The 21,073-nt window shown below is 38.2% G+C and carries 21 protein-coding genes; 16 read left to right on the forward strand and 5 right to left on the reverse strand.

From position 1 onward, the window contains the following. Positions 1-72: 72 nt before the first annotated feature. Together ACFFHK_RS09470 and asd are read right to left on the reverse strand one after the other, a co-directional pair. The gene (locus ACFFHK_RS09470; RefSeq protein ID WP_382371829.1) at positions 73-663 is read right to left on the reverse strand and encodes a uracil-DNA glycosylase family protein; all 591 of its coding nucleotides are present in this window, start codon (positions 661-663) and stop codon (positions 73-75) included. Between the two features lie 54 nt (positions 664-717). Then, positions 718-1,830, reverse strand: coding sequence for an aspartate-semialdehyde dehydrogenase (asd, locus tag ACFFHK_RS09475; protein ID WP_382371831.1), 1,113 nt, complete (start codon positions 1,828-1,830; stop codon positions 718-720). A gap of 238 nt (positions 1,831-2,068) precedes the next feature. On the opposite strand from asd, the gene ACFFHK_RS09480 reads away from it, so the two are divergent. The 8 genes from ACFFHK_RS09480 to ACFFHK_RS09515 all read left to right on the forward strand — a co-directional run bounded on the left by ACFFHK_RS09480 (position 2,069) and on the right by ACFFHK_RS09515 (position 11,681). Further along, complete coding sequence (locus tag ACFFHK_RS09480) at positions 2,069-2,662, forward strand: UbiX family flavin prenyltransferase (protein ID WP_382371833.1); 594 nt, start codon at positions 2,069-2,071, stop codon at positions 2,660-2,662. A 332-nt stretch (positions 2,663-2,994) separates the two neighbouring features. After that, positions 2,995-5,619 carry an alanine--tRNA ligase gene (alaS, locus tag ACFFHK_RS09485; protein WP_382371835.1) on the forward strand — a complete coding sequence of 875 codons (2,625 nt, stop codon included), beginning with the start codon at positions 2,995-2,997 and terminating at the stop codon, positions 5,617-5,619. A gap of 112 nt (positions 5,620-5,731) precedes the next feature. Further along, positions 5,732-5,920: a carbon storage regulator CsrA gene (gene csrA / locus ACFFHK_RS09490; RefSeq protein WP_382371837.1), complete on the forward strand. Its 189-nt coding sequence runs from the start codon at positions 5,732-5,734 to the stop codon at positions 5,918-5,920. A 27-nt stretch (positions 5,921-5,947) separates the two neighbouring features. After that, positions 5,948-7,312, forward strand: a complete 1,365-nt coding sequence (locus ACFFHK_RS09495; RefSeq protein ID WP_382371839.1) for a phosphohexomutase domain-containing protein — start codon at positions 5,948-5,950, stop codon at positions 7,310-7,312. Positions 7,313-7,399: 87 nt separating this feature from the next. Continuing rightward, complete coding sequence (gene galU, locus ACFFHK_RS09500) at positions 7,400-8,290, forward strand: UTP--glucose-1-phosphate uridylyltransferase GalU (protein ID WP_382371841.1); 891 nt, start codon at positions 7,400-7,402, stop codon at positions 8,288-8,290. 267 nt (positions 8,291-8,557) lie between these two features. Further along, the gene (gene glpT / locus ACFFHK_RS09505; RefSeq protein ID WP_382371843.1) at positions 8,558-10,015 is read left to right on the forward strand and encodes a glycerol-3-phosphate transporter; all 1,458 of its coding nucleotides are present in this window, start codon (positions 8,558-8,560) and stop codon (positions 10,013-10,015) included. Positions 10,016-10,072: 57 nt separating this feature from the next. Continuing rightward, positions 10,073-11,164 (forward strand): glycerophosphodiester phosphodiesterase, encoded by a 1,092-nt coding sequence (glpQ, locus tag ACFFHK_RS09510; protein WP_382371868.1) that lies wholly within the window; start codon positions 10,073-10,075, stop codon positions 11,162-11,164. A gap of 187 nt (positions 11,165-11,351) precedes the next feature. Beyond that, on the forward strand, positions 11,352-11,681 hold the full coding sequence (locus tag ACFFHK_RS09515; protein ID WP_382371845.1) for a ComEA family DNA-binding protein: 330 nt from the start codon (positions 11,352-11,354) through the stop codon (positions 11,679-11,681). A gap of 90 nt (positions 11,682-11,771) precedes the next feature. Here ACFFHK_RS09515 and fis read toward each other — a convergent pair whose 3' ends face one another. Both fis and dusB read right to left on the reverse strand, forming a co-directional pair. Next, positions 11,772-12,068: a DNA-binding transcriptional regulator Fis gene (fis, locus tag ACFFHK_RS09520; RefSeq protein ID WP_065234168.1), complete on the reverse strand. Its 297-nt coding sequence runs from the start codon at positions 12,066-12,068 to the stop codon at positions 11,772-11,774. Positions 12,069-12,095: 27 nt separating this feature from the next. Then, positions 12,096-13,070: a tRNA dihydrouridine synthase DusB gene (gene dusB / locus ACFFHK_RS09525; protein ID WP_382371847.1), complete on the reverse strand. Its 975-nt coding sequence runs from the start codon at positions 13,068-13,070 to the stop codon at positions 12,096-12,098. Positions 13,071-13,433: 363 nt separating this feature from the next. On the opposite strand from dusB, the gene ACFFHK_RS09530 reads away from it, so the two are divergent. From ACFFHK_RS09530 to ACFFHK_RS09560, 7 genes are all read left to right on the forward strand, one after another. Next, positions 13,434-14,252, forward strand: coding sequence for a transporter substrate-binding domain-containing protein (locus ACFFHK_RS09530; protein WP_382371849.1), 819 nt, complete (start codon positions 13,434-13,436; stop codon positions 14,250-14,252). A 28-nt stretch (positions 14,253-14,280) separates the two neighbouring features. Continuing rightward, the gene (locus tag ACFFHK_RS09535) at positions 14,281-14,742 is read left to right on the forward strand and encodes a transporter substrate-binding domain-containing protein (RefSeq protein WP_382371851.1); all 462 of its coding nucleotides are present in this window, start codon (positions 14,281-14,283) and stop codon (positions 14,740-14,742) included. A 25-nt stretch (positions 14,743-14,767) separates the two neighbouring features. Then, entirely contained in the window at positions 14,768-15,064 is a 297-nt protein-coding gene (locus tag ACFFHK_RS09540; RefSeq protein ID WP_382371853.1) for a transporter substrate-binding domain-containing protein, read from the forward strand. Further along, on the forward strand, positions 15,057-15,806 hold the full coding sequence (locus tag ACFFHK_RS09545) for an amino acid ABC transporter permease (RefSeq protein ID WP_382371855.1): 750 nt from the start codon (positions 15,057-15,059) through the stop codon (positions 15,804-15,806). The genes ACFFHK_RS09540 and ACFFHK_RS09545 overlap by 8 nt, the downstream gene beginning before the upstream one ends. Positions 15,807-15,808: 2 nt before the next feature. Further along, positions 15,809-16,552 (forward strand): amino acid ABC transporter ATP-binding protein, encoded by a 744-nt coding sequence (locus tag ACFFHK_RS09550; RefSeq protein WP_382371857.1) that lies wholly within the window; start codon positions 15,809-15,811, stop codon positions 16,550-16,552. Positions 16,553-16,959: 407 nt separating this feature from the next. Further along, the gene (locus ACFFHK_RS09555) at positions 16,960-17,115 is read left to right on the forward strand and encodes a hypothetical protein (RefSeq protein ID WP_382371859.1); all 156 of its coding nucleotides are present in this window, start codon (positions 16,960-16,962) and stop codon (positions 17,113-17,115) included. After that, positions 17,093-17,548 carry a hypothetical protein gene (locus ACFFHK_RS09560; protein WP_382371861.1) on the forward strand — a complete coding sequence of 152 codons (456 nt, stop codon included), beginning with the start codon at positions 17,093-17,095 and terminating at the stop codon, positions 17,546-17,548. The genes ACFFHK_RS09555 and ACFFHK_RS09560 overlap by 23 nt, the downstream gene beginning before the upstream one ends. A gap of 419 nt (positions 17,549-17,967) precedes the next feature. Here ACFFHK_RS09560 and ACFFHK_RS09565 read toward each other — a convergent pair whose 3' ends face one another. Then, a complete protein-coding gene (locus ACFFHK_RS09565; RefSeq protein WP_382371862.1) occupies positions 17,968-19,335 on the reverse strand; it encodes an autotransporter family protein in 1,368 nt (455 codons plus the stop codon). Between the two features lie 395 nt (positions 19,336-19,730). Between ACFFHK_RS09565 and ACFFHK_RS09570 the strand changes: the two genes are divergently transcribed. Then, positions 19,731-21,065, forward strand: a complete 1,335-nt coding sequence (locus ACFFHK_RS09570) for a hypothetical protein (protein ID WP_382371864.1) — start codon at positions 19,731-19,733, stop codon at positions 21,063-21,065. Positions 21,066-21,073: the final 8 nt, after the last annotated feature.

The raw sequence follows: 21,073 nt of genomic DNA on the forward strand, positions 1-21,073 counted from the left end.
ATTTGAATTTGAGCGAAAAACACACTAAAAAACTAATAAATATGGCTTTGCCAATAAATTGCTATTCTTTTTTCAAAGTAACCCTATTTGTATAAAAAATTGCCGATAAATCTCAGCTTTTTTACTCAGTGCTAATGGATAAGCACGAGAGGACGAGGGGAGACGATATAAACGATAGGGTTGACCATTTAGCTCAAATTCACAATGTTCTCCTGTGGCAGGCGTTTTTATTGGCGTAGGTAATAATGAAAGTAAGGTTTCCGTTGCTTTCTCACCAGCTGTCATAATGGTATGGCATTGTGGGATTTTGCCTAACAAACTCACAATATCAACAGGTTCAATAATTTGTAAGAATTTATCAGACGCATTGCCTTGTTGGCGGAAAATTTTATAGCCACTATCAAAGACAGCAATGCCTTTTTGTTGCAGGAATTGCTCGATTTTTGCTTGATTAAATGCTGTTTTATCAGCGTTTAAAAAATAATCTTTATCGTCAAAAAAGACTAAACCATAAATCCGCCACATATCATTTTGAAAATTTGGATAATAAAAATCCATTTTCCAACGATGTCTCGGTGGTGGAAAGCTACCTAACATGAGCAATATTGCGTTGGTTGGTAAAAATGGTTGTAGTGGGTGAGTTTCAATATTATTTTCAGTCATAAGTAATAAATAAAAAAGCTCGCCCAAAAGAGCGAGCTAGAGTGTTTAAAATAATTATGCCGCTAATTGTTTTAAGATACGGCGGATTGGTTCTGCTGCACCCCAAAGTAGTTGGTCGCCAACAGTGAATGCGGCTAAATACTCAGGTCCCATATTCAGTTTACGTAAACGACCGACTGGAACACTTAATGTACCTGTTACTTTCGCTGGTGTTAATTCGCGTAAAGTCGTTTCTTTGTCATTTGGAATCACTTTCACCCATTCGTTATGTGAAGCAAGAATTTGTTCGATTTCCGCTAATGGTAAGTCTTTCTTCATTTTAATAGTGAAAGCTTGGCTGTGGCAGCGTAATGCGCCAATGCGTACACATAAACCATCAATCGGCACAGGATTATCGGATAAACCAAGAATTTTGTTAGTTTCTGCATATCCTTTCCACTCTTCTTTGGTTTGACCGCTTTCGAGGAGTTTATCAATCCAAGGAATTAAGCTACCGCCTAATGCAGCCCCAAAGTTATCCGTTGGGAAATCGTCAGCGCGCATTTTTGCAGTTACGGCACGTTCAATATCTAAAATAGATGAGGCAGGGTCTTTTAATTCTGCTTCAACAACACCGTGCAGTTGTCCCATTTGTACGAGAAGTTCACGCATATTTTTTGCACCAGCACCACTCGCTGCTTGATAGGTTGCAACCGATACCCACTCAACTAAATCACGTTCAAATAAACCACCTAATGCCATTAACATTAAGCTTACCGTACAGTTACCACCAACATAGGTTTTGATGCCCTCTTTTAATCCTTTATCAATAACGTGTTGGTTTACAGGATCAAGCACAATAATCGCATCTTTTTCCATACGAAGTGCAGACGCTGCATCAACCCAGTAACCGTCCCAACCACTAGCCCGTAATTTTGGATACACTTCATTGGTATAATCACCACCTTGGCAAGTTACGATAATTTCTTGTTGTTTTAACGCATCAATATCATAAGCATTGAGTAAAACGCCAGCATCTTTGCCCGCAAATGTTGGTGCTGGTTGCCCAGCTTGAGATGTAGTAAAGAATGTTGGTGTGATATTAACGAAATCTTGTTCTTGTTGCATACGATCCATTAAGACTGAACCGACCATACCACGCCAACCGATAAAACCGACTTTTTTCATTTTTATACCCTCATTAGTTAATTTTAAAATAAATGCTGTGTTTATTGGATAAGGATTAATTAATTACTCTATAAACTAAATTAAATCAATAGTTGATACTAAAAAAAGATGAAAAAATCTAAAATTTGTTGAAATAAGAAACGAAGACGTCAGAAATTGCGATAACAACGGTGAGTTTTAGATTTATTTGTTATGATAGGGTTTTTAATTTATGTGAAAGTTCACGTGGAGAAAAAAGATGGTAAAACGCATTATTGTTGGTATTTCAGGTGCGTCTGGTGTGGTATATGCAGTTGATTTATTAAAGACATTGCGCAAACTAAATAGTGATATTGAAATTCATGGTGTAGTTAGTCAATGGGCAAGAGAGAATTTGCGTATTGAAACAACAATGAAGTTATCTGAGCTATATGATTTGATGGACTATCATTACAACAACCATGATATGGCAGCCAAGATTGCGTCGGGTTCTTATTTGATTGATGCGATGGTTATTGTGCCAGCCAGTATGAAAACAGTAGCAGGAATTGCCTGTGGTTTTCATGATAGTTTAATCGGGCGAGCTGCAGATGTAACATTAAAAGAACAACGGAAATTAATTATTGTGCCAAGGGAAACACCATTAAGTGTGATTCATTTAGAAAATTTAACCAAACTGGCTAAATTAGGGGGGCATATTATTCCACCAATTCCTGCATTTTATCACCCACCACAATCGATAGAAGAATTGATCCGTCAGCAAACAACCAAAATATTAGATTCTTTAGGAATAGTATATCCAGAAGCAGAGCGCTGGCAGGGTTCGCCTCGTTTCAACAAAGAGGCAAAATAGGAAGTGATAACTTTTGCGAAAAAGATCTCATTTTTGAGAGATAACGCACTAAATTCAGGCATAGATTGCGCTAATATAAGCTGTATGGAGTGTTTTTTCACAAGATTATTATTGGTGAGGTTTTGCTTTTATTTAGTGTTAAGTAAGAATTTTATCTGAAAATGCCTATTCTACATTCAATAAAATAGAAAAGTATGCAAAAATAAGCGACATTTATTTTATCAGTAGAATACAAGTTTTTCCTCTCCTTTCTCTTCAAGAAGTTGTGAAATTTTGTAGTACATATAAAGAAAATTCTTATTTTAAAACTATTTGAAACTAATAGGATTTTTATGAAAACAACGGCAGAAATTAGACAAGCTTATTTAGACTTTTTTCATAGTAAAGGACATCAGATTGTAGAAAGTAGCTCCTTAGTACCAGAAAATGATCCAACATTGTTGTTTACCAATGCGGGAATGAACCAATTTAAAGATGTTTTCTTAGGTGTGGATAAACGCGCTTATCATCGTGCAACAACCGCACAACGTTGTGTGCGTGCTGGGGGTAAACATAATGACCTTGAAAATGTAGGTTATACCGCGCGTCATCATACTTTCTTTGAAATGTTAGGAAATTTTAGTTTTGGAGATTACTTTAAGAAAGATGCGATTCATTATGCGTGGGAGTTTTTAACTTCATCACAATGGTTAGGGTTACCAAAAGAAAAATTATGGGTAACGGTCTATGAAACAGATGATGAAGCATATGACATTTGGCATAAAGAAGTCGGTGTGCCAGCAGAGCGCATTATTCGTATTGGGGATAATAAAGGCGCACCTTATGCCTCAGATAATTTCTGGCAAATGGGGGATACAGGTCCGTGTGGTCCATGTACTGAGATTTTCTATGATCATGGTGATCATATTTGGGGTGGTCCTCCAGGTTCGCCAGAAGAAGATGGCGACCGTTATATCGAGATCTGGAATGTGGTCTTTATGCAGTATAACCGCTTGGCAGATGGCACAATGGAAAAATTACCAAAACCATCTGTGGATACAGGAATGGGCTTAGAAAGAATTAGTGCAGTTTTACAACACGTCAATTCAAACTATGACATTGATATTTTCAAAGTATTAATTGCGAAAGCGGCAGAAATTACTGGGGAAAAAGATATAACCAACAAATCATTACGTGTGATTTCTGACCATATTCGTTCGTGTGCCTATTTAATTGCAGATGGTGTTTATCCTTCTAACGAGGGGCGAGGTTATGTATTGCGCCGTATTATTCGCCGTGCAGTACGCCATGGGCATTTATTGGGGGCAAAAGAAACATTCTTCTATAAGTTAGTGCCAACCTTAATTGAAGTAATGGCGCAGGCTGGTGAAATTATCAAAGCGAAACAAGCGCATATTGAAAAATTATTACGTTTAGAAGAAGAACAATTTGCAAGAACTTTAGAACGTGGTTTAGCGTTGTTAGATTCAGAATTAGCTGCTTTACAGGGGAATGTGCTTTCTGGTGAAGTGGCATTTAAACTTTATGATACCTATGGTTTTCCACTTGATTTAACCGCAGATGTGTGTCGTGAACGTAATATTACGATTGATGAAGAGGGCTTTAATCGTGAAATGGACGCACAACGTGAACGCGCGCAAGCAGCAAGCCAATTTGGGGTGGATTATAACAATCTTATCCGTGTTGATGGTGTAACCACCTTTGAGGGATATAGTGAAGTTGAAAGCTTAGCAAAAGTAGCGGCAATTTTTATCGATGGTAAACAAGTTGATGAAGTGAATGCAGGACAAAGCGCTGTAATTATCCTTGAAAATACCCCTTTCTATGCGGAATCAGGTGGGCAAATTGGGGATAGCGGTGTGTTAGAGTATGCAGGCGTATTATTCCAAGTTAAGGATACACAAAAATATGGTCAAGTATTTGGGCATATTGGTGAGTTAATCAAAGGACAAATTCGAGTTGGACAAACATTAAATGCAGCTGTGGACGCTAATCGTCGTCAAGCAACATCATTGAACCATTCTGCGACTCACTTATTGCATGCGGCTTTACGTCAAGTATTGGGTACACACGTAGCACAAAAAGGTTCTTTGGTATCGGATAAATTATTACGCTTTGACTTTTCACAACCAGAAGCAATTACGAAAGAACAAATTGCTGAAATTGAGCGTGTCGTCAATGAACAAATTCGCGCAAACCACTCTGTTACTGTTGCAGTAATGGATATTGAATCAGCGAAAGCAAAAGGGGCAATGGCGCTTTTTGGTGAGAAATATGGTGATGAAGTTCGTGTTATTACAATGGGCGATTTCTCAATAGAGCTTTGCGGTGGAATTCATGTAAAACGCACGGGAGATATTGGTTTCTTCAAGATTGTTTCAGAAAGTGCGATTGCAGCAGGAACTCGTCGTATTGAAGCCGTAACAGGGGAAGCAGCTTTTAATGTCGTATTAGCACAACAAGCTCTCTTAACACAAAGTGCTGAACTCTTGAAGTCAGATGTTTTATCTGTTGTAGAAAAAATCCAACAGTTACAAGATAGAGCGAAGAAATTAGAAAAAGAACTACAACAGTTGAAAGAAAAATCAGCTGTTCAAGCAGTTTCTGATCTAGCGCAACAAGCTCAAGAGTTAAATGGTGTTAAAGTAGTAGTAGAAGCAGTAAATGATGTTGATCCAAAATCATTACGTTTAATGGTTGATGATTTAAAAAATAAACTTGGTTCTGCCGTGATTGTTTTTGGAACAACACAAAATGACAAGGTCAATCTTATCGTTGGCGTTACCCAAAATGTAACTAATAAAGTCAAAGCTGGTGAATTAGTCAATTTATTAGCACAATTTGTTGGGGGTAAAGGTGGTGGTCGTCCAGATATGGCAATGGCTGGTGGTAATGAGCCAGAGAAATTAAACGAAGCGTTAGTCTTTGCGCAAAGCTGGTTAGCGGATAAGCTATAAAAAACTTCATCACCTATTTACAGGTGATGAAATTCCTCGTTAATAACGGAACCTATCTGAAAGTAGAGATTGATAAATTTCGATAGTATAGATACAGGATAAGGAGTGAATTATGTTAATTCTGACTCGGAAAATAGATGAGAAATTATTAATCGGTGATGAGATTACAATCAGTGTGTTAGAAGTACGAGGGAATCAAGTCAAAATTGGCGTAGATGCGCCAAAGGATATTGCAATTTACCGTGAAGAAATTTACCACAAGGTAAAAGAAGCGAAAGTAAAAACGCAAGACAAAGAATAATTTTGACAACAAAAAATGAGGTAAAACATGGAAAAAATAACCTGCTTTAAAGCCTATGATATCCGTGGAAGATTAGGTGATGAACTAAATGTCGATATAGCTTATCGAATTGGGCGTGCTTTTGGGCAATATTTAAAACCAAAAAGTATTGTGGTTGGGGGAGATGTTCGCCTGACAAGTAAAGAGTTAAAAAGTGCCGTCGCAAATGGTTTACTAGACTCAGGAGTAGATGTTATTGACCTTGGGCAAACTGGAACAGAAGAAGTCTATTTTGCAACCTCATTTTTAAAAACCGATGGTGGTATTGAAGTTACCGCAAGTCATAACCCAATGGACTATAATGGCTTGAAATTAGTGCGTGAGGGTTCTCGCCCAATCAGTGGTGATACTGGTTTAAAAGATATTCAACGTTTAGCGGAAGAGAACAATTTTCCTGAAGTAACTAAACGAGGCGAATATAAGCAACTTTCAGTCGTAGATGACTATGTTGCGCATTTACTTTCTTATATTGATTTAAGTAAGTTAAAACCACTTAAATTAGTGATTAATTCTGGGAATGGTGCTGCAGGTCCAATCATTGATAAAATAGAGGCTGTCTTTAAGCAAAAACAAGTACCAGTTGAATTCATCAAAGTACACAATGAACCAGATGGCACGTTCCCACATGGTATTCCTAACCCATTACTACATGAAAATCGTCAAGATACGATTGATGCCGTATTGCAACATAAAGCAGATATGGGCATCGCTTTTGACGGCGATTTTGACCGTTGTTTCTTATTTGATGAAAAAGGCGAATTTATTGAAGGCTATTATATTGTAGGATTGTTATCACAAGCTTTCTTACAAAAGATGCCTGGTGCGAAAGTCATTTATGATCCACGTTTAATTTGGAATACTGAAAAAATTGTCGCTGAGAATGGCGGGGAAGCAGTCATGTCAAAGTCAGGACACTCTTTCATTAAAGAAAAAATGCGTAGTGTAGATGCTGTTTATGGCGGTGAAATGAGTGCACATCATTATTTCCGCGATTTCTTCTACTGTGATAGCGGTATGATTCCGTGGTTGTTAGTAACAGAATTACTTTGTACAACAGGAAAAACATTAGGTGAATTAGTTGGTAATAGTGTGGAGACGTTCCCATCACCAGGCGAAATAAATAGTAAATTGGCTGATGCAAAAGTTGCAATAGAACGGGTAAAAAATACGTATGCTCCAGATGCAGTTAGTGTAAGTGATCTAGATGGTATTAGTATTGAATATCCAAATTGGCGTTTCAATTTACGCTCATCAAATACTGAGCCAGTGGTTCGTTTAAATTTAGAAACGCGAGGCGATAAAGCATTAATGGAAGAAAAAACGGCTGAAGTTTTAGCTTTATTACGTCAATAATTATTTTCCTTAAATGGGAAAAAGTAGGTAACCGCACATTTGTGCGGTTATTTCTATCTGATTTTTAGAAAGAGAAAAGGAAAAAGCATGAAAGCAATTATCCCTGTTGCAGGTTTAGGTACAAGAATGTTACCAGCAACGAAAGCCATTCCTAAAGAGATGTTAACTATTGCAGATAAACCGTTGATTCAATACATTGTGAATGAATGCGTGGCGGCGGGAATTAAAGAAATTATCTTAGTTACACACTCGTCAAAAAATGCGATTGAAAACCATTTTGACACTTCGTTTGAACTGGAAACTATGTTAGAAAAACGGGTAAAACGCCAATTATTAGATGAAGTGCGTTCAATTTGCCCGAAAGATGTAACTATTATGCACGTACGCCAAGGGTATGCGAAAGGGTTAGGGCATGCGGTGTTATGTGGGCGAGCATTAGTTGGTAATGAGCCATTTGCAGTCGTATTACCTGATGTCATCTTAGCTGAATTTAGCGCTGATCAGAAAAAAGATAATTTGGCAGCGATGATCAAACGTTTTAATGAAACAAAAGCAAGCCAAATTATGGTAGCGCCTGTTGCTAAAGAAGATGTTTCTAGTTATGGGATTGTAGATTGTGCAGAGGTAGATTTAAGTGTAAATGAGAATGCCGTAATCCATAATATTATAGAAAAACCAAGTGTAGAAATTGCACCGTCAAATTATGCGGTAGTGGGACGTTATGTTTTTTCGGCAGCAATTTGGGATTTATTAGCGAGAACCCCTATTGGTGTGGGTGATGAAATTCAATTAACAGATGCGATTGATCTCTTAATTAAACAAGAAACGGTCGAAGCCTTTACGATGAAAGGAACAACATTCGATTGTGGCGATAAAATTGGCTATATGCAGGCATTTGTTGAATATAGTTTACACCACCCAAAATTAGGTGAAGCATTCAAACAATACCTCTTACAACTCGCAAATACATTAAAATAATGATCCATATAGGCTAACGACAAAAAGTTAGCCTGTTTTTTTATAGTTCTATTAATTAATTTCGCTAAAAATTTTATTAAAAACGCTTATTTTGCTCTAAAAATTGAGCGTTTATTATGCTTTTTATGTGAAAAATAAACAAAAAGAAAATTTCTTTGTGATAACGCTCACAAATAATAAATCATTCCGATAACAACTTTATGGTTTTATGTTATTTTATGTATGGATTCTTTTGAGTACTTATTATAAAAAAATTGGAGGATAATCATGTTTGGTATTTTCAAACCTGCGGCTGAGAAGCCAATGCTTCCAGACGCACAGATTGATCCAACGTATCGTCGTTTACGTTGGCAAGTGTTTATGGGAATTTTCTTTGGCTATGCAGCTTACTATTTTGTACGCAGTAATTTCGATTTAGCACAAAAAGGCTTAATCGAAGCTGGTATGTACACCAAAACAGAATTAGGGGTTATCGGTATTGCCCCAGGTTTGGCGTATGGTTTATCAAAATTCTTTATGGCGGCAATTTCTGACCGCTCTAATCCGAAAATGTTTTTACCATTCGGTTTAGCATTATCAGGTTTATGTATGACCTTAATGGGATTGGTTCCTTGGGCAACCTCAGGCATTTTAATTATGTTTGTGATGTTGTTCCTTAATGGTTGGTTCCAAGGTATGGGGTGGCCACCGTGTGGGCGCACTATGGTGCATTGGTGGTCGAAAAAAGAACGTGGCACAATCGTATCAATTTGGAACACCGCACATAATTTAGGGGGTATGGTGCCAGCGTTATTAGTTGGATTAGCGAGTACCGTTTATGCGGCAAATCACCCTGAAGTAACTAAAGTTACCTTTGGACACGTTTGGCAAGAAGCACTTTACTATCCTGGTATTGCGGCAATGATTGCCTCTGTGGTGATTTTCTTCGTCATGAAAGATACCCCACAATCTTGCGGTCTACCGCCGATTGAAAAATACAAAAATGACTATCCAGAAGATTATGATGAAAAAACCTATGAACATAATCTTAGCACCAAAGATATTTTTGTAACTTATGTCTTGAAAAACCGCCTCTTGTGGTATATTGCGATTGCAAACGTATTTGTGTACTTAATCCGTTATGGCGTGTTGAAATGGTCGCCAGTGTATCTTGGTGAAGTGAAACACTTCAACATTAAAGCAACTGCATCTGCCTATGCGATTTATGAGTTTGCGGCTATCCCAGGGACATTATTATGTGGTTGGGTATCAGATAAACTCTTTAAAGGTAAACGTGGTTTAACTGGCTTCGTTTTCATGGTGTTAGTAACCATTGCGGTTGTAATGTTATGGCTTAACCCAGCGACACCAGAAGAAGAATTAGCGCAATATGCGAGCTTACCTTGGTATCAAAATCCATACCAATTAATGGACTTCATTATGATGACCACTATCGGTTTCTTAATCTACGGTCCTGTAATGCTCATCGGATTACATGCTCTTGAGCTTGCACCGAAAAAAGCAGCTGGTACATCAGCAGGTTTCACTGGTTTATTCGGCTACCTAGGTGGTACCGTGGCTGCCAGTGCAGTTATCGGTTGGGCTGCGGATACCTATGGCTGGGACGGCGGTTTCTACGTGATGATTGGTGGTGCGGTGTTAGCTTGTGTATTAATGCTTATTACAATGGTTGAAGAAGGCAAACACAAAGCGAAAATCGCAAGAGAAGATCGTTACGGTAACTAATTTTTAATAGGCGATAATAAGATTATCGCCTTTTTTATATCCATAAGGAGAATAATGATGAAATTGAAACATTTGGTTGCGACATTAATGGGCGTTGGTGCATTAGCAGGATGTGCCACACAATCCGCACAACCCTTATCTTGCAGTGATAAGTTAGTTATTGCCCATCGAGGTGCAAGCGGTTATATCCCAGAACACACCCTAGAATCTAAAGCGTTGGCATTTGGACAACAAGCGGACTATTTAGAACAAGATTTAGTGATGACAAAAGATAATCATCTGGTGGTGATTCACGATCACTTCTTAGATGGCTTAACTGATGTGGCAAAAAAATTCCCTCATCGTCATCGCAAAGATGGGAAATATTATGTGATGGATTTCACCTTAGCGGAAATTAGAACGCTCAATATGACGGAGAATTTTAAGGTAGAAAATGGTAAACAAGTCCAAGTCTATCCAAACCGTTTCCCAATGTGGAAATCTAATTTTAAAATTCATACTTTTGAGGAAGAAATTGAGTTTATTCAAGGTTTAGAAAAATCCACTGGCAAAAAAATTGGTATCTATCCAGAAATTAAAGCACCTTGGTTACATCACCAAGAAGGCAAAGATATTGCTTTAGCGACATTAAAAGTATTGAAAAAATATGGTTATACCAACAAGCAATCACCAGTTTATCTGCAAACCTTTGATTTTAACGAGTTAAAACGCATCAAAACCGAGTTGCAACCTAAATTAGGTGTTGACTTGAAATTGGTGCAACTGGTTGCTTACACCGACTGGCATGAAACCGAAGAGAAAAATGCACAAGGTAAATGGGTAAACTATGATTATGATTGGATGTTTAAACCGGGAGCGATTGCTGAGATTGCCAAATATGCTGATGGTATTGGACCAGGTTGGTATATGTTAGTTGATGATAAGAACTCAACCGTAGGCAACATTCAATATACACCAATGGTAAAAGAAATTGCTGCACAAAACTTGGAGTTACACCCATATACTGCACGGAAAGATGCATTGCCTAAATATATGAAAGACATCAATGAAATGTACGATGCTTTATATAACAAAGCGGGTGCAACGGGATTATTCACCGATTTCCCAGATCTTGCCGTTCAATTCTTGAAAAACCAGTGTAAAAAATAATCGATAAATTGTTTATTCACCTAATATTTTCTATTAGGTGAATAACTCTACTTTATCTTAAATTTTATTTTTACGATCCTTCTCGCAAATTTGCTGACAAGAAGTAATAAATCTTACCTCATTTGTAACAATGATGATGTCATTACCCAATGACAATTCTATGGTTATTCATTAAAAGAGGTAAATTATGAAATTGAAATCCTTTCTCCTTTTATTGACAGGTTGTTTATCGATTTTATTTAGTCCACTGTCAACGGCAGCAACAGAAGCTGCTAAGCAAACTGAAGTTAGCCAGCCTCAAGTATCAGTAGTCCAAAGTGATAAAATTAATCTTAATACAGCAACAGTAGAGCAGTTACAACAAGGATTAATCGGTATTGGCACGAAAAAGGCACAAGCGATTGTAGAATACCGTGAACAACATGGTCCATTTTTATCAGTAGAACAACTAATGGAAGTAAAAGGTATTGGTACTGCGATTTTGGAAAAAAATAAGGAGAGAATGGCGATAAAGTAACTAGATAAAAATAAAGTATATTGGAATAAAAAATTGCTCCTAAGTAGAAAAGCTTAGGAGCAATAATCATAAATTAAAATAACGATTTAATCAGCCCATACCGTATTTTTTTAATTTTTTGCGTAACGTACCACGGTTAATGCCCAACATTGTTGCTGCACGAGTTTGATTACCACGAGTATATTGCATAACCATATCTAACATTGGATGCTCAACTTCTGCTAAGACTAATTCATAAAGATCATTCACATCTTGTCCATTTAGTTGTGCTAAATAGTTCTTTAATGCTTGTTTTACAGAATCACGTAATGGTTTATTTGTTACTTGAGCTTGTGCATTTAACGTTGATACAGTTAATGCTTCAGCAGTGCTACGTTGTTCGAACATTTTTTCCCTTTATTTACTTTATTATGATTACGACATAAGTCGGATTGAACACAAAAATTCCTCTAATACATTTAACTGGTCATCTGGATTAGTTAATGTATTAAAAGCACGTTTAAAATCAGAGCTTGAACAGAATCGATCGACATACCAAGCAACGTGTTTACGAGCTATGCGATAGCCTTTTTCCACCCCATAAAACTGATGAAGATCAGCAATATGTTGCAAAATAACTGCTTTCTTTTCAGAAAATGGCAAGTCAGATACAGATTTATTCTTCTCTAATAATTCGGTAATTTCTCGAAAAATCCATGGGTTGCCTAATGCCCCACGTCCAAGCATTACGGCATCAGCACCAGTGTAAGCTAAGACCTCTTTGGCTTTGTTTGCTGAATCAATATCACCATTGGCAATAATGGGAATTGATACAGCTTGTTTAACTGCTTTAATACTTTCATATTCTGCCTCGCCATTAAATAAACAAGCACGAGTTCGCCCGTGAATGGTAAGCGCTTGAATACCTGCATCTTCTGCAATTTTAGCAATTAAACAGCAATTACGATGTTGTTGATCCCAGCCAGTTCTTATTTTTAACGTTACGGGAACATCAACCGCATTGACGACGGCTTTTAAAATCTTAGCGACCAGATCTGGATATTGTAATAATGCAGAGCCTGCCAATTTTTTATTCACTTTCTTGGCTGGACACCCCATATTAATATCAATAATTTCTGCACCGTAACCGACATTAATTTGTGCTGCTTGTGCCATCTCATCAGGATCACTGCCAGCAATTTGTACTGCGTTGATACCAATTTGAGGGTGATGAGCCAAACGTAATTTAGATTTTTCGGTATGCCATACATCAGGATTTGTGGACATCATTTCAGAAAATGTTAATGCCGCACCATAGTGAGAACAAATCCGCCGAAAAGGAAGATCAGTAATCCCCGCCATAGGTGCTAAGATCACGGGATTTTTCAAAATAAATTGACCAATCTGCACACTTATTACCTATTGCTATCTATCGTTTTTTATTCTTCTATGGGTTTATTGATGATGACAAAATCGCCAGTCTTTGGGACTGAAACGGTCGCTTATCATACGCACTTTTATAGTAATAGTGAAGCATTAAATTTGATTTAGCGCAGAAAAAATGTACTTTTTTTCAACTTAATTCGTTGAAAGTTTAAACAATATAAAAATTTGCTTTCATTATACGTGCAAATTAAACCACTTGGTGATCATAAGAGCCTAAATCGCTCAATATAACTTTTAGTTATATATAGAATGAAATAGCTATTTTCTTTCATCATCTTCTCTTATTAGACTGCGCTAATCATAAATTAAATAGACAAGGAAAATAGTATGAAAACAGCAATTAAACACTATATCAAAGGAACTTTCTTTTTATCTCTAGGCTTAATTTTTGCCCAATCTACCTTCGCATTAACCAACGATGAAGCGGCGGCAGATCTGGCTAAACGTGTGAACGAAAAGGGAACGATTGTGGTTGGTACAGAGGGAACTTATCCACCATTTACATACCACGATGAGTCAGGCAAATTAACTGGCTATGATGTTGAATTGACGCGTTTAGTGGCACAAGAATTAGGTGTAAAAGTAGAATTTAAAGAAACCCAATGGGACGCCATGTTATCAGGTTTAAATAACCACCGTTTCGATTTAGTTGCTAACCAAGTTGGCTTAACGACCCCAGAGCGCCGAGCAAAATATGATAAAACAGCTGAATATAGCTACTCAGGTGCAGTGATTGTTGCGCGCAAAGGGGAACAACGTGTGAAAGATTGGGCAGACCTGAAAGGATTAAAATCAGCACAATCATTCACCAGTAATTATGGTGAACTTGCAGTAAAAAATGGAGCAGAAATTGTTGGGATCGATGGATTAGCGCAAGCGATTCAATTAGTGTTACAAAAGCGTGCAGACGTTACTTTAAATGATCGTCTTGCAGTATTAGATTTCTTACATAAACATCCAAATGCAAATTTAGAAATTGTGTTACGAGATAAATCACAACCCGTAGGATCAGGTTTTGTATTTAACAAAGGTAACCAAGCAGTAATTGAGAAATTTAATGTAGCGCTCAAAAAATTGAAAAAAGAGGGAAAATTGAAAGAACTCTCAATTCAATTCTTTGGTGAAGATGTTTCGGTACTTGAATAATCAATAAAATGGATAAGTGAAGGTGGGTATGGATATGTTTATTCGTAACCTAATTAAAGGATTGATCTTATTAACGACATTTAGTGCAACTATTTCGTTAGCTGAACAAGCAGATTGGCTAACAAAAGATACCTTAACGGTTGGCACAGAGGGAATGTATCCGCCTTTTACTTATCATGATGAGTCAGGCAAATTAACTGGCTATGATGTTGAAGTAGCGCGTGCGGTGTCAGAAAAATTAGGCTTAAAAATTGAGTTTAAAGAAACTGCATGGAACGCATTGTTAGCGGGATTAAATAACGGACGCTTTGATACCGTTGTTAATCAAGTATCTATGAACCCAGAACGCAGCAAAAAGTATCAAAGTTCATTACCTTATAGCTATTCTGGGGTTGCCTTAGCGATTCGCAGCGAGTTGAAAAATATTCAAGCTGAAAAAGATCTCAAAGGCTTGAAAGGCGGATTAGCCTTTACCAGTCAACTTTGCTGACTTAGTCCGCCAAAATCAAGGCGAAGTGGTTTCTGTTGAGGGCGGATTAGGACAAGAAATGGCGCTAGTTGCGCAGGGAGGTATCGATTTTACCCTCAATGATCGCTTAGCCGTGCTGTATTACCAGAAAAAATTAAACAGCAATGATAAGATCCAAGTGATTGATTTACCTGAAGAGAGTAAAGTGTGTGCAGGATTTATTGTCCGTAAAGGTGATGAAGAAAAGTTAAAAAAATTAAATCAAGCCTTAACAGAATTGAAAAAGGAAGGTAAATTAGCCATCATTTCTAAACAATTTTTCGGAGTAGATATTAGTGAGTAGTTATCTAGCGGAAAGTATCACCGCATTTTTCCACTCAGTATTGAGTGCGCTTCCTTGGTTGGACGAGAACAAAGCATCAATCGCGATTGATGCTTTTTTTCCGATGTTGCAAGGTATGATGATTTATACAATCCCATTAACTATTATTTCATTTATCGTGGGAATGCTTATTGCATTAGTGATCGCCTTAATTCGTGTTACCCCACAAAAACATCTGTTACACAAAATTGCCAATGGGATCGCAAATTTTTATATTTCAGCCATTCGCGGAACCCCGCTATTAGTTCAACTGTTTATTATTTTCTATGCCTTACCAAATATTGGTATTACGTTAGATCCCTTGCCAACTGCAATTATTGCCTTTTCCTTGAATACAGGGGCGTATGCCTCAGAAACCGTGCGTGCCGCGATTCTTTCGGTGCCAAAAGGACAATGGGAAGCAGGCTATACCATTGGTATGAGCTATTGGCAAAACTTTTTCCGCATTATTGGTCCACAAGCGTTACGCGTTGCCGTACCGCCGCTTTCCAATAGCTTTATTGGTTTAGTCAAAGAGACCTCATTAGCGAGTGTGGTATTAGTGCCAGAAATGATGCGTCAAGCTAACGTAATATCTTCTCGTACTTATGAATTTTTACTTATTTATTGCGAAGCTGCCCTGATGTATTGGGTTGTGTGTGCCATATTAAGTTATGTGCAAAAACGCTTAGAAAAACATTTTGAACGGTATGTCGCGAGGTAAGTATGTTATCAATTAAAAATTTACATAAAGCATTTGCTGATCATCAAGTGCTAAAAGGGATAGATTTACGCATTAACAAAGGCGAAGTGATCGTTCTACTCGGTGCATCAGGATCGGGTAAAACCACATTATTACGCTGTTTAAATCTACTAGAAACGTCCGATGCAGGGGAAATTACCTTTGATGATGGCTCATTAGCGATTGATTTTAGCAAACCATTAAGTAAAGAGAAGGTACAAGCCCTGCGCAAAAAAAGCGGTATGGTGTTCCAAAACTATAATTTATTTCCCCACAAAACCGCATTAGAGAATATCACTGAGGGGCTAATTGTGGTGCAAAAAATGCCAAAAGCGGAAGCAGAAGCGAAAGCACATCACCTATTAGCACGCGTGGAATTAGCGGATAAAGCCAATTTCTACCCATTTCAACTTTCAGGTGGGCAACAACAACGCATCGGGATTGCACGTGCATTAGCAATAGAGCCAGAATTGATGTTGTTTGATGAACCAACCTCCGCGCTAGATCCAGAATTAGTGCAAGGAATGTTAGCATTAATGAAATCATTGGCGAGTGAGGGCTGGACAATGGTGATCGTAACCCACGAAATTCAGTTTGCACGAGAAGTTGCCGATCATGTGATTTTAATGGGTGATGGGCAGATTATTGAGCAAGGCACACCAGAGCAGCTATTTGAGAAAAGTACCAATCCTCGTACTAATGCTTTTTTGCGTTCGATTAGGCGGTAGGGGTATTAGGTTCAATTCAGGTTTGATTAGGTTTCGCTTAAAGGCGAGTTTCTTTTTTGTTTAAATTGGTATTTAGGTTTTATAACAATTTAGGTTTCGCCCTAAAGGGCGACCTACTATTATTCGCAAGTTCGCTCAGCTCACTTGCTCACCCTACGGGTCGCTGCAAGCAGCGCTCAAAAAGCAATGCTTTTTGTTATTGCTCGTACAAAAAAAGTAGGCAAAAAAATTACGCCCTAGTGCCTAGCTAGTTCCTCACCCCGTCAAGGTTTTTTGCCTAAAAATCTTTCCTACATTCGGGCAAGGCACAAGGGGGGGGGAGTGATATTAATGGCATAAACTCTTTTTGATTGTTGCAAAATAAAAAGAATGATAGGATAGCGCAAAAGCACAAGAGGAAGATAGCCATGAACAAAAATGCTATTTTTATACGAGAAATTATTGAGCGCACTCAAGCGATAAAAGGCACTAGAGTAAAAGGCAATAATAAGCAAGAAATCAAATCCAATGTTCAGTCTATTTTAAAGCAACAATTAAAAAATGTTAGAACGCAAACATATTAAATTTGTAGAAATCCATCACTTATTTACTGAAATTAGTCTTGCTTTAGGTTTCACTCAACAAGATATTGAATTACATTCAACAAATTTAGTTGAGTTAATTACTTTGTGGCAACAACAAGAATTTGTTGAAGTTTATGTTGAAAATAAAGATCGTTTATTTGGTCGAGTAAAAGATAGTAGCCTATCTTATGGCGCATCGCCTTATTATATTGGACTCTATCATGCAAGATTAACTTACACTGAAAATGATCCTCTTGTTGTACTCACTTTTGATTATGAAGACAATCCAGAACAAACAACCGTATCTGTTCGATTTATGATTAATCACGATACCTTATTTGGGACAAAAGAAGAAAAATTTATCCAGCAACGAATGAAAGATATTCGGAAGAGAATTGATAATTTCATTCAACAAGGTAATCAATCTAAATAAAAATAACTCTCCTCTTGTAAAAATTCCTATCATATAATAATGGCTTGCCTAAATCTCTATTTGAGTAAAAATAAAGCAAAAATTAATTATAGTAATCTTATTAATAAATTTACTTTTAAACTCAAATCTCAATAAATGTTAACGATCCCCTTGTGCCTTGCCCGAATATAGGAAAGATTTTTAGGCAAAAAACGTCTAATTTTTCGCAGAAAAATATCAGTTTTTTGCCGCTCGAAAAATCTTGACGAAATGAGGAAATAGCAAGGCACTAGGGCGTGTTTTTTTTGCTTCGTTTTTTTACACGAGTAAAAAAATGAAGTCGCCCTTTAGGGCGAAACCTAAATATCCAATTAAACAAAACCAAAAATAAAAAAGGCGATGTCCCACATCGCCTTTACTTACATCATTAGATTACCACATTACTGCCAAGTATATTTCACCCCAATCGTGCCACGATAGGCTTCATACGCATGGTTTTTGAAGCTAAACTCATAACGCACATCACCATATAAGTAGGTTTGTTTGCCTAATGCACGTTGTAAGCCAACACCAACCTCACCCCAAGTATTGGCGTATTTCTCGCTTAATTTCTCAGTGCCAATTCTTACTGAGTGATTTGTGTTAAAGTTATGCCAAATATTGGCAATCGCATATAAGGTACGAGTTTTATCATCTTTTGTTAAACGATTATGCGCTAAACGTACCCCTAAACGTCCTCTAACAGCAGAGACTGAATCCGGCGCAATGATTCGGTTTGCATCGGCAAAGTGGTCGAAATCTATATATTGATAGATTAACTGTGCTTGAGGCTCAATAAACCAGGCACTTTGTCTTTCGTTGAGTTCTTTTAGCTCAAACGGTTTACCCACTTCCGCAGAAAGGGCAAACCCTTTACCGCGTTGTTTGTTGGTTTTTTCTCCTTGGTTATCTACAGAGTAACCACGTAACCAGTGGAGTTGTCCCACTAAATCTAAGTAACCACCATTCACATGGTAACGTGTGTGGGTTAACCCTAACGCATATAACTCTGAGCGTCCTTTCCCTGTATATTTGCTAGATTGCAAAATATATTGCCCCGCACCATTTTGTTCAGCGTAGTATTGGTCGTAGAATTTGCTGTTTGCACGGCCATAGGCTAAATATAACCCAGTTAATGAGTGCCCACCTTTGTCATCTTTTTTGATACTAAAGTCGTGTCCGACTTTGATGCCGTACATTTTGGTAGCAAAGTCGAGGCGTTTTTTGCCATCTAAGCTAAGTGTTTTGCCCCAGGCTTTCACCCATGTTTGTCCGTCCACTTGTTCTTCATCGCGACAAGTATCGCAACGTTCCCATGAGAGGATTTGGTTTTCACCGCGTCTTTCGTGTAAGGTATCTAAGGTACTGAAGCCTAATTCCATAGCTACTTTTGGCATTAAGACATATGCCGTTACAGGCGTATCGTACACGTATTGTTGCGTATCATTGGTTGTCGATGGGTTGTCTGGGTCTGTGGCGAATACGGTTGCCCATTGAGGTTGCGTATTTTTACCGACAATTACACTGTTTGGATTATTGGCAACTACGGGTGGTGGTGGAACTGGAGCCGGAGTTGTAGTTGTAGTTATAGTATCATCGTCTTCCTCATCATCCCCATCTACATTTTGTGCATACACTTGACTAGAGGCAAGGAACAGTGCCGTACTTACTGTTGCTATCGAGAAGAGTTGTGAAGCAAGGTTTCCCACAAATAGAAAACACACGAATAACAACTTTGGTAGGGTTATTATTTTTTGTATTTTATTCATCTTTATATTCTCACATTGAAATGTAAAACATTATTGCAATACCACACCAAACTATAGTCAAACTTCGACTATAATCCATTAGTTATTTTCCCCCCCCCTAGGCTTTTGTCAACAAATGTAATAGAAAATATTTTTTATTTACAATAGTATGTTTTTTATGCGCGTTATCGCAATGATTTTGCGCGTAATTGAAGAGAAAAAGGAAAAGATTGTTGCTTAGTGCGCTTAGCACGGAAAAAAGATTGACATCAATAAGTTATCAGCAAGACAATATAACAATTTTGTGTTTAATCGTGAAAAGATTAGCTTTTTTCCTGATTAAGCAGATAATTTTTTGGATACAAGCGTATTAAATTGTTGATATAACACAATTATTTTTATGATAAGAGAAGATTATGCCAGCCAATGTAAATTTACTTCGTAAAATTCAGGTGATTAAGGTTGATTCCCAAACCACCTTACAACATTTTAAAGCCGTCGCAGGCAATAATGGGTTTGAAATTTCTGGGGAAAATTTGCAGTTTTCTTTGCAAGATGGGAATTTACAGATTTACCAAAATAATCAACTGAAAGCCGTGATTGAAGAGTATCAATCGGTGTTTGATTCTGTCCCACAACTTACCAGTAATAATACTTACTCAGCGCTGAATGCGCCTGAGATTCCTGTATTTGAAGATGCGTTGCACCAAAATGTGATTGAAACTGAAGTGGCTTCTGTTGCCTCAGGTACAATGAATAGTGCGGTGGTGTTAGGATCGACGGCGGTGGTAGTGGGCGGTGGAGTTGCGATTGGTGTTAGCGCAGGTAAATCATCGAGCAAGGACAGCACTCAGGCAGCTGCGAGTGAGCCACCAGCAGAGCCGGCGGTAAGCACTGATCCAGCGACAACCGAGCCAACCACAGAACCTGCGGTAACCGAGCCAACAACGACAACACCTGCGGAAACTGATAGCACAACGCCAGCCGATCCTGCATCGCCAGCAACTGGCACGGATACACCAGTTAATCCTACGCCTACAGAAAATACCTCGCCGGCAGTAGAAGAGACGCCGACATCGCCTGAACAGCCGGTGAGTGAGACACCAGAAAGTGAAGCGCCAACCACAGAGACGACGCCTGAGGAAACGCCACCAGCCGCTGACCCAGAATCGATTGTTAGCGAGCAAGCCGATGATCCTGCGCAGCATACAGGTAGCACCACGGCGATTGCGAGTGCGGCGAATAGCACGGAACCGTTGCCTTATTTTATTAGTGTGTTAAATGATTATCGCGAGGGGTATCTTAGCAATCCAGCAAAATGGAAAGGTGTGGGGCAGCCGCTGAATATCACCTATTCCTTTGCGACGGTGGCAAAAGAGATGAAGTCATCTGGTGAAGTTACGCTAACAGGTTTCCAGCAGTTCAGTGCGCGGCAGCAGGCGGATATTACCGAGGCATTAAAGGTTTACGGAAAATATAGCAATGTTCATTTCACCTTAATGAATGGCACGGCGACCAGCAATGCAAACTCCGATATTATCTTTTATTTAGATGATTTAACCGAGGGCGGCAGACAACAAACTCCACCAGGCGCAATGGGGTATGCCTATTTTGGTAGTAATGTGCATATTCTTTCTACCGCTTATGGTGCTGATGATGCGTTTAGCAAAGATAAACCTTATGTGCTTTATCAGACTCGTGCCGTAAAACTCCGTCCTTCAGGGCGGAGATATAAGGCACAAACGGCGTAAGCCATTTC

It is taken from the genome of Gallibacterium trehalosifermentans, from assembly GCF_042433055.1.
Lineage (GTDB): Bacteria > Pseudomonadota > Gammaproteobacteria > Enterobacterales > Pasteurellaceae > Gallibacterium > Gallibacterium trehalosifermentans.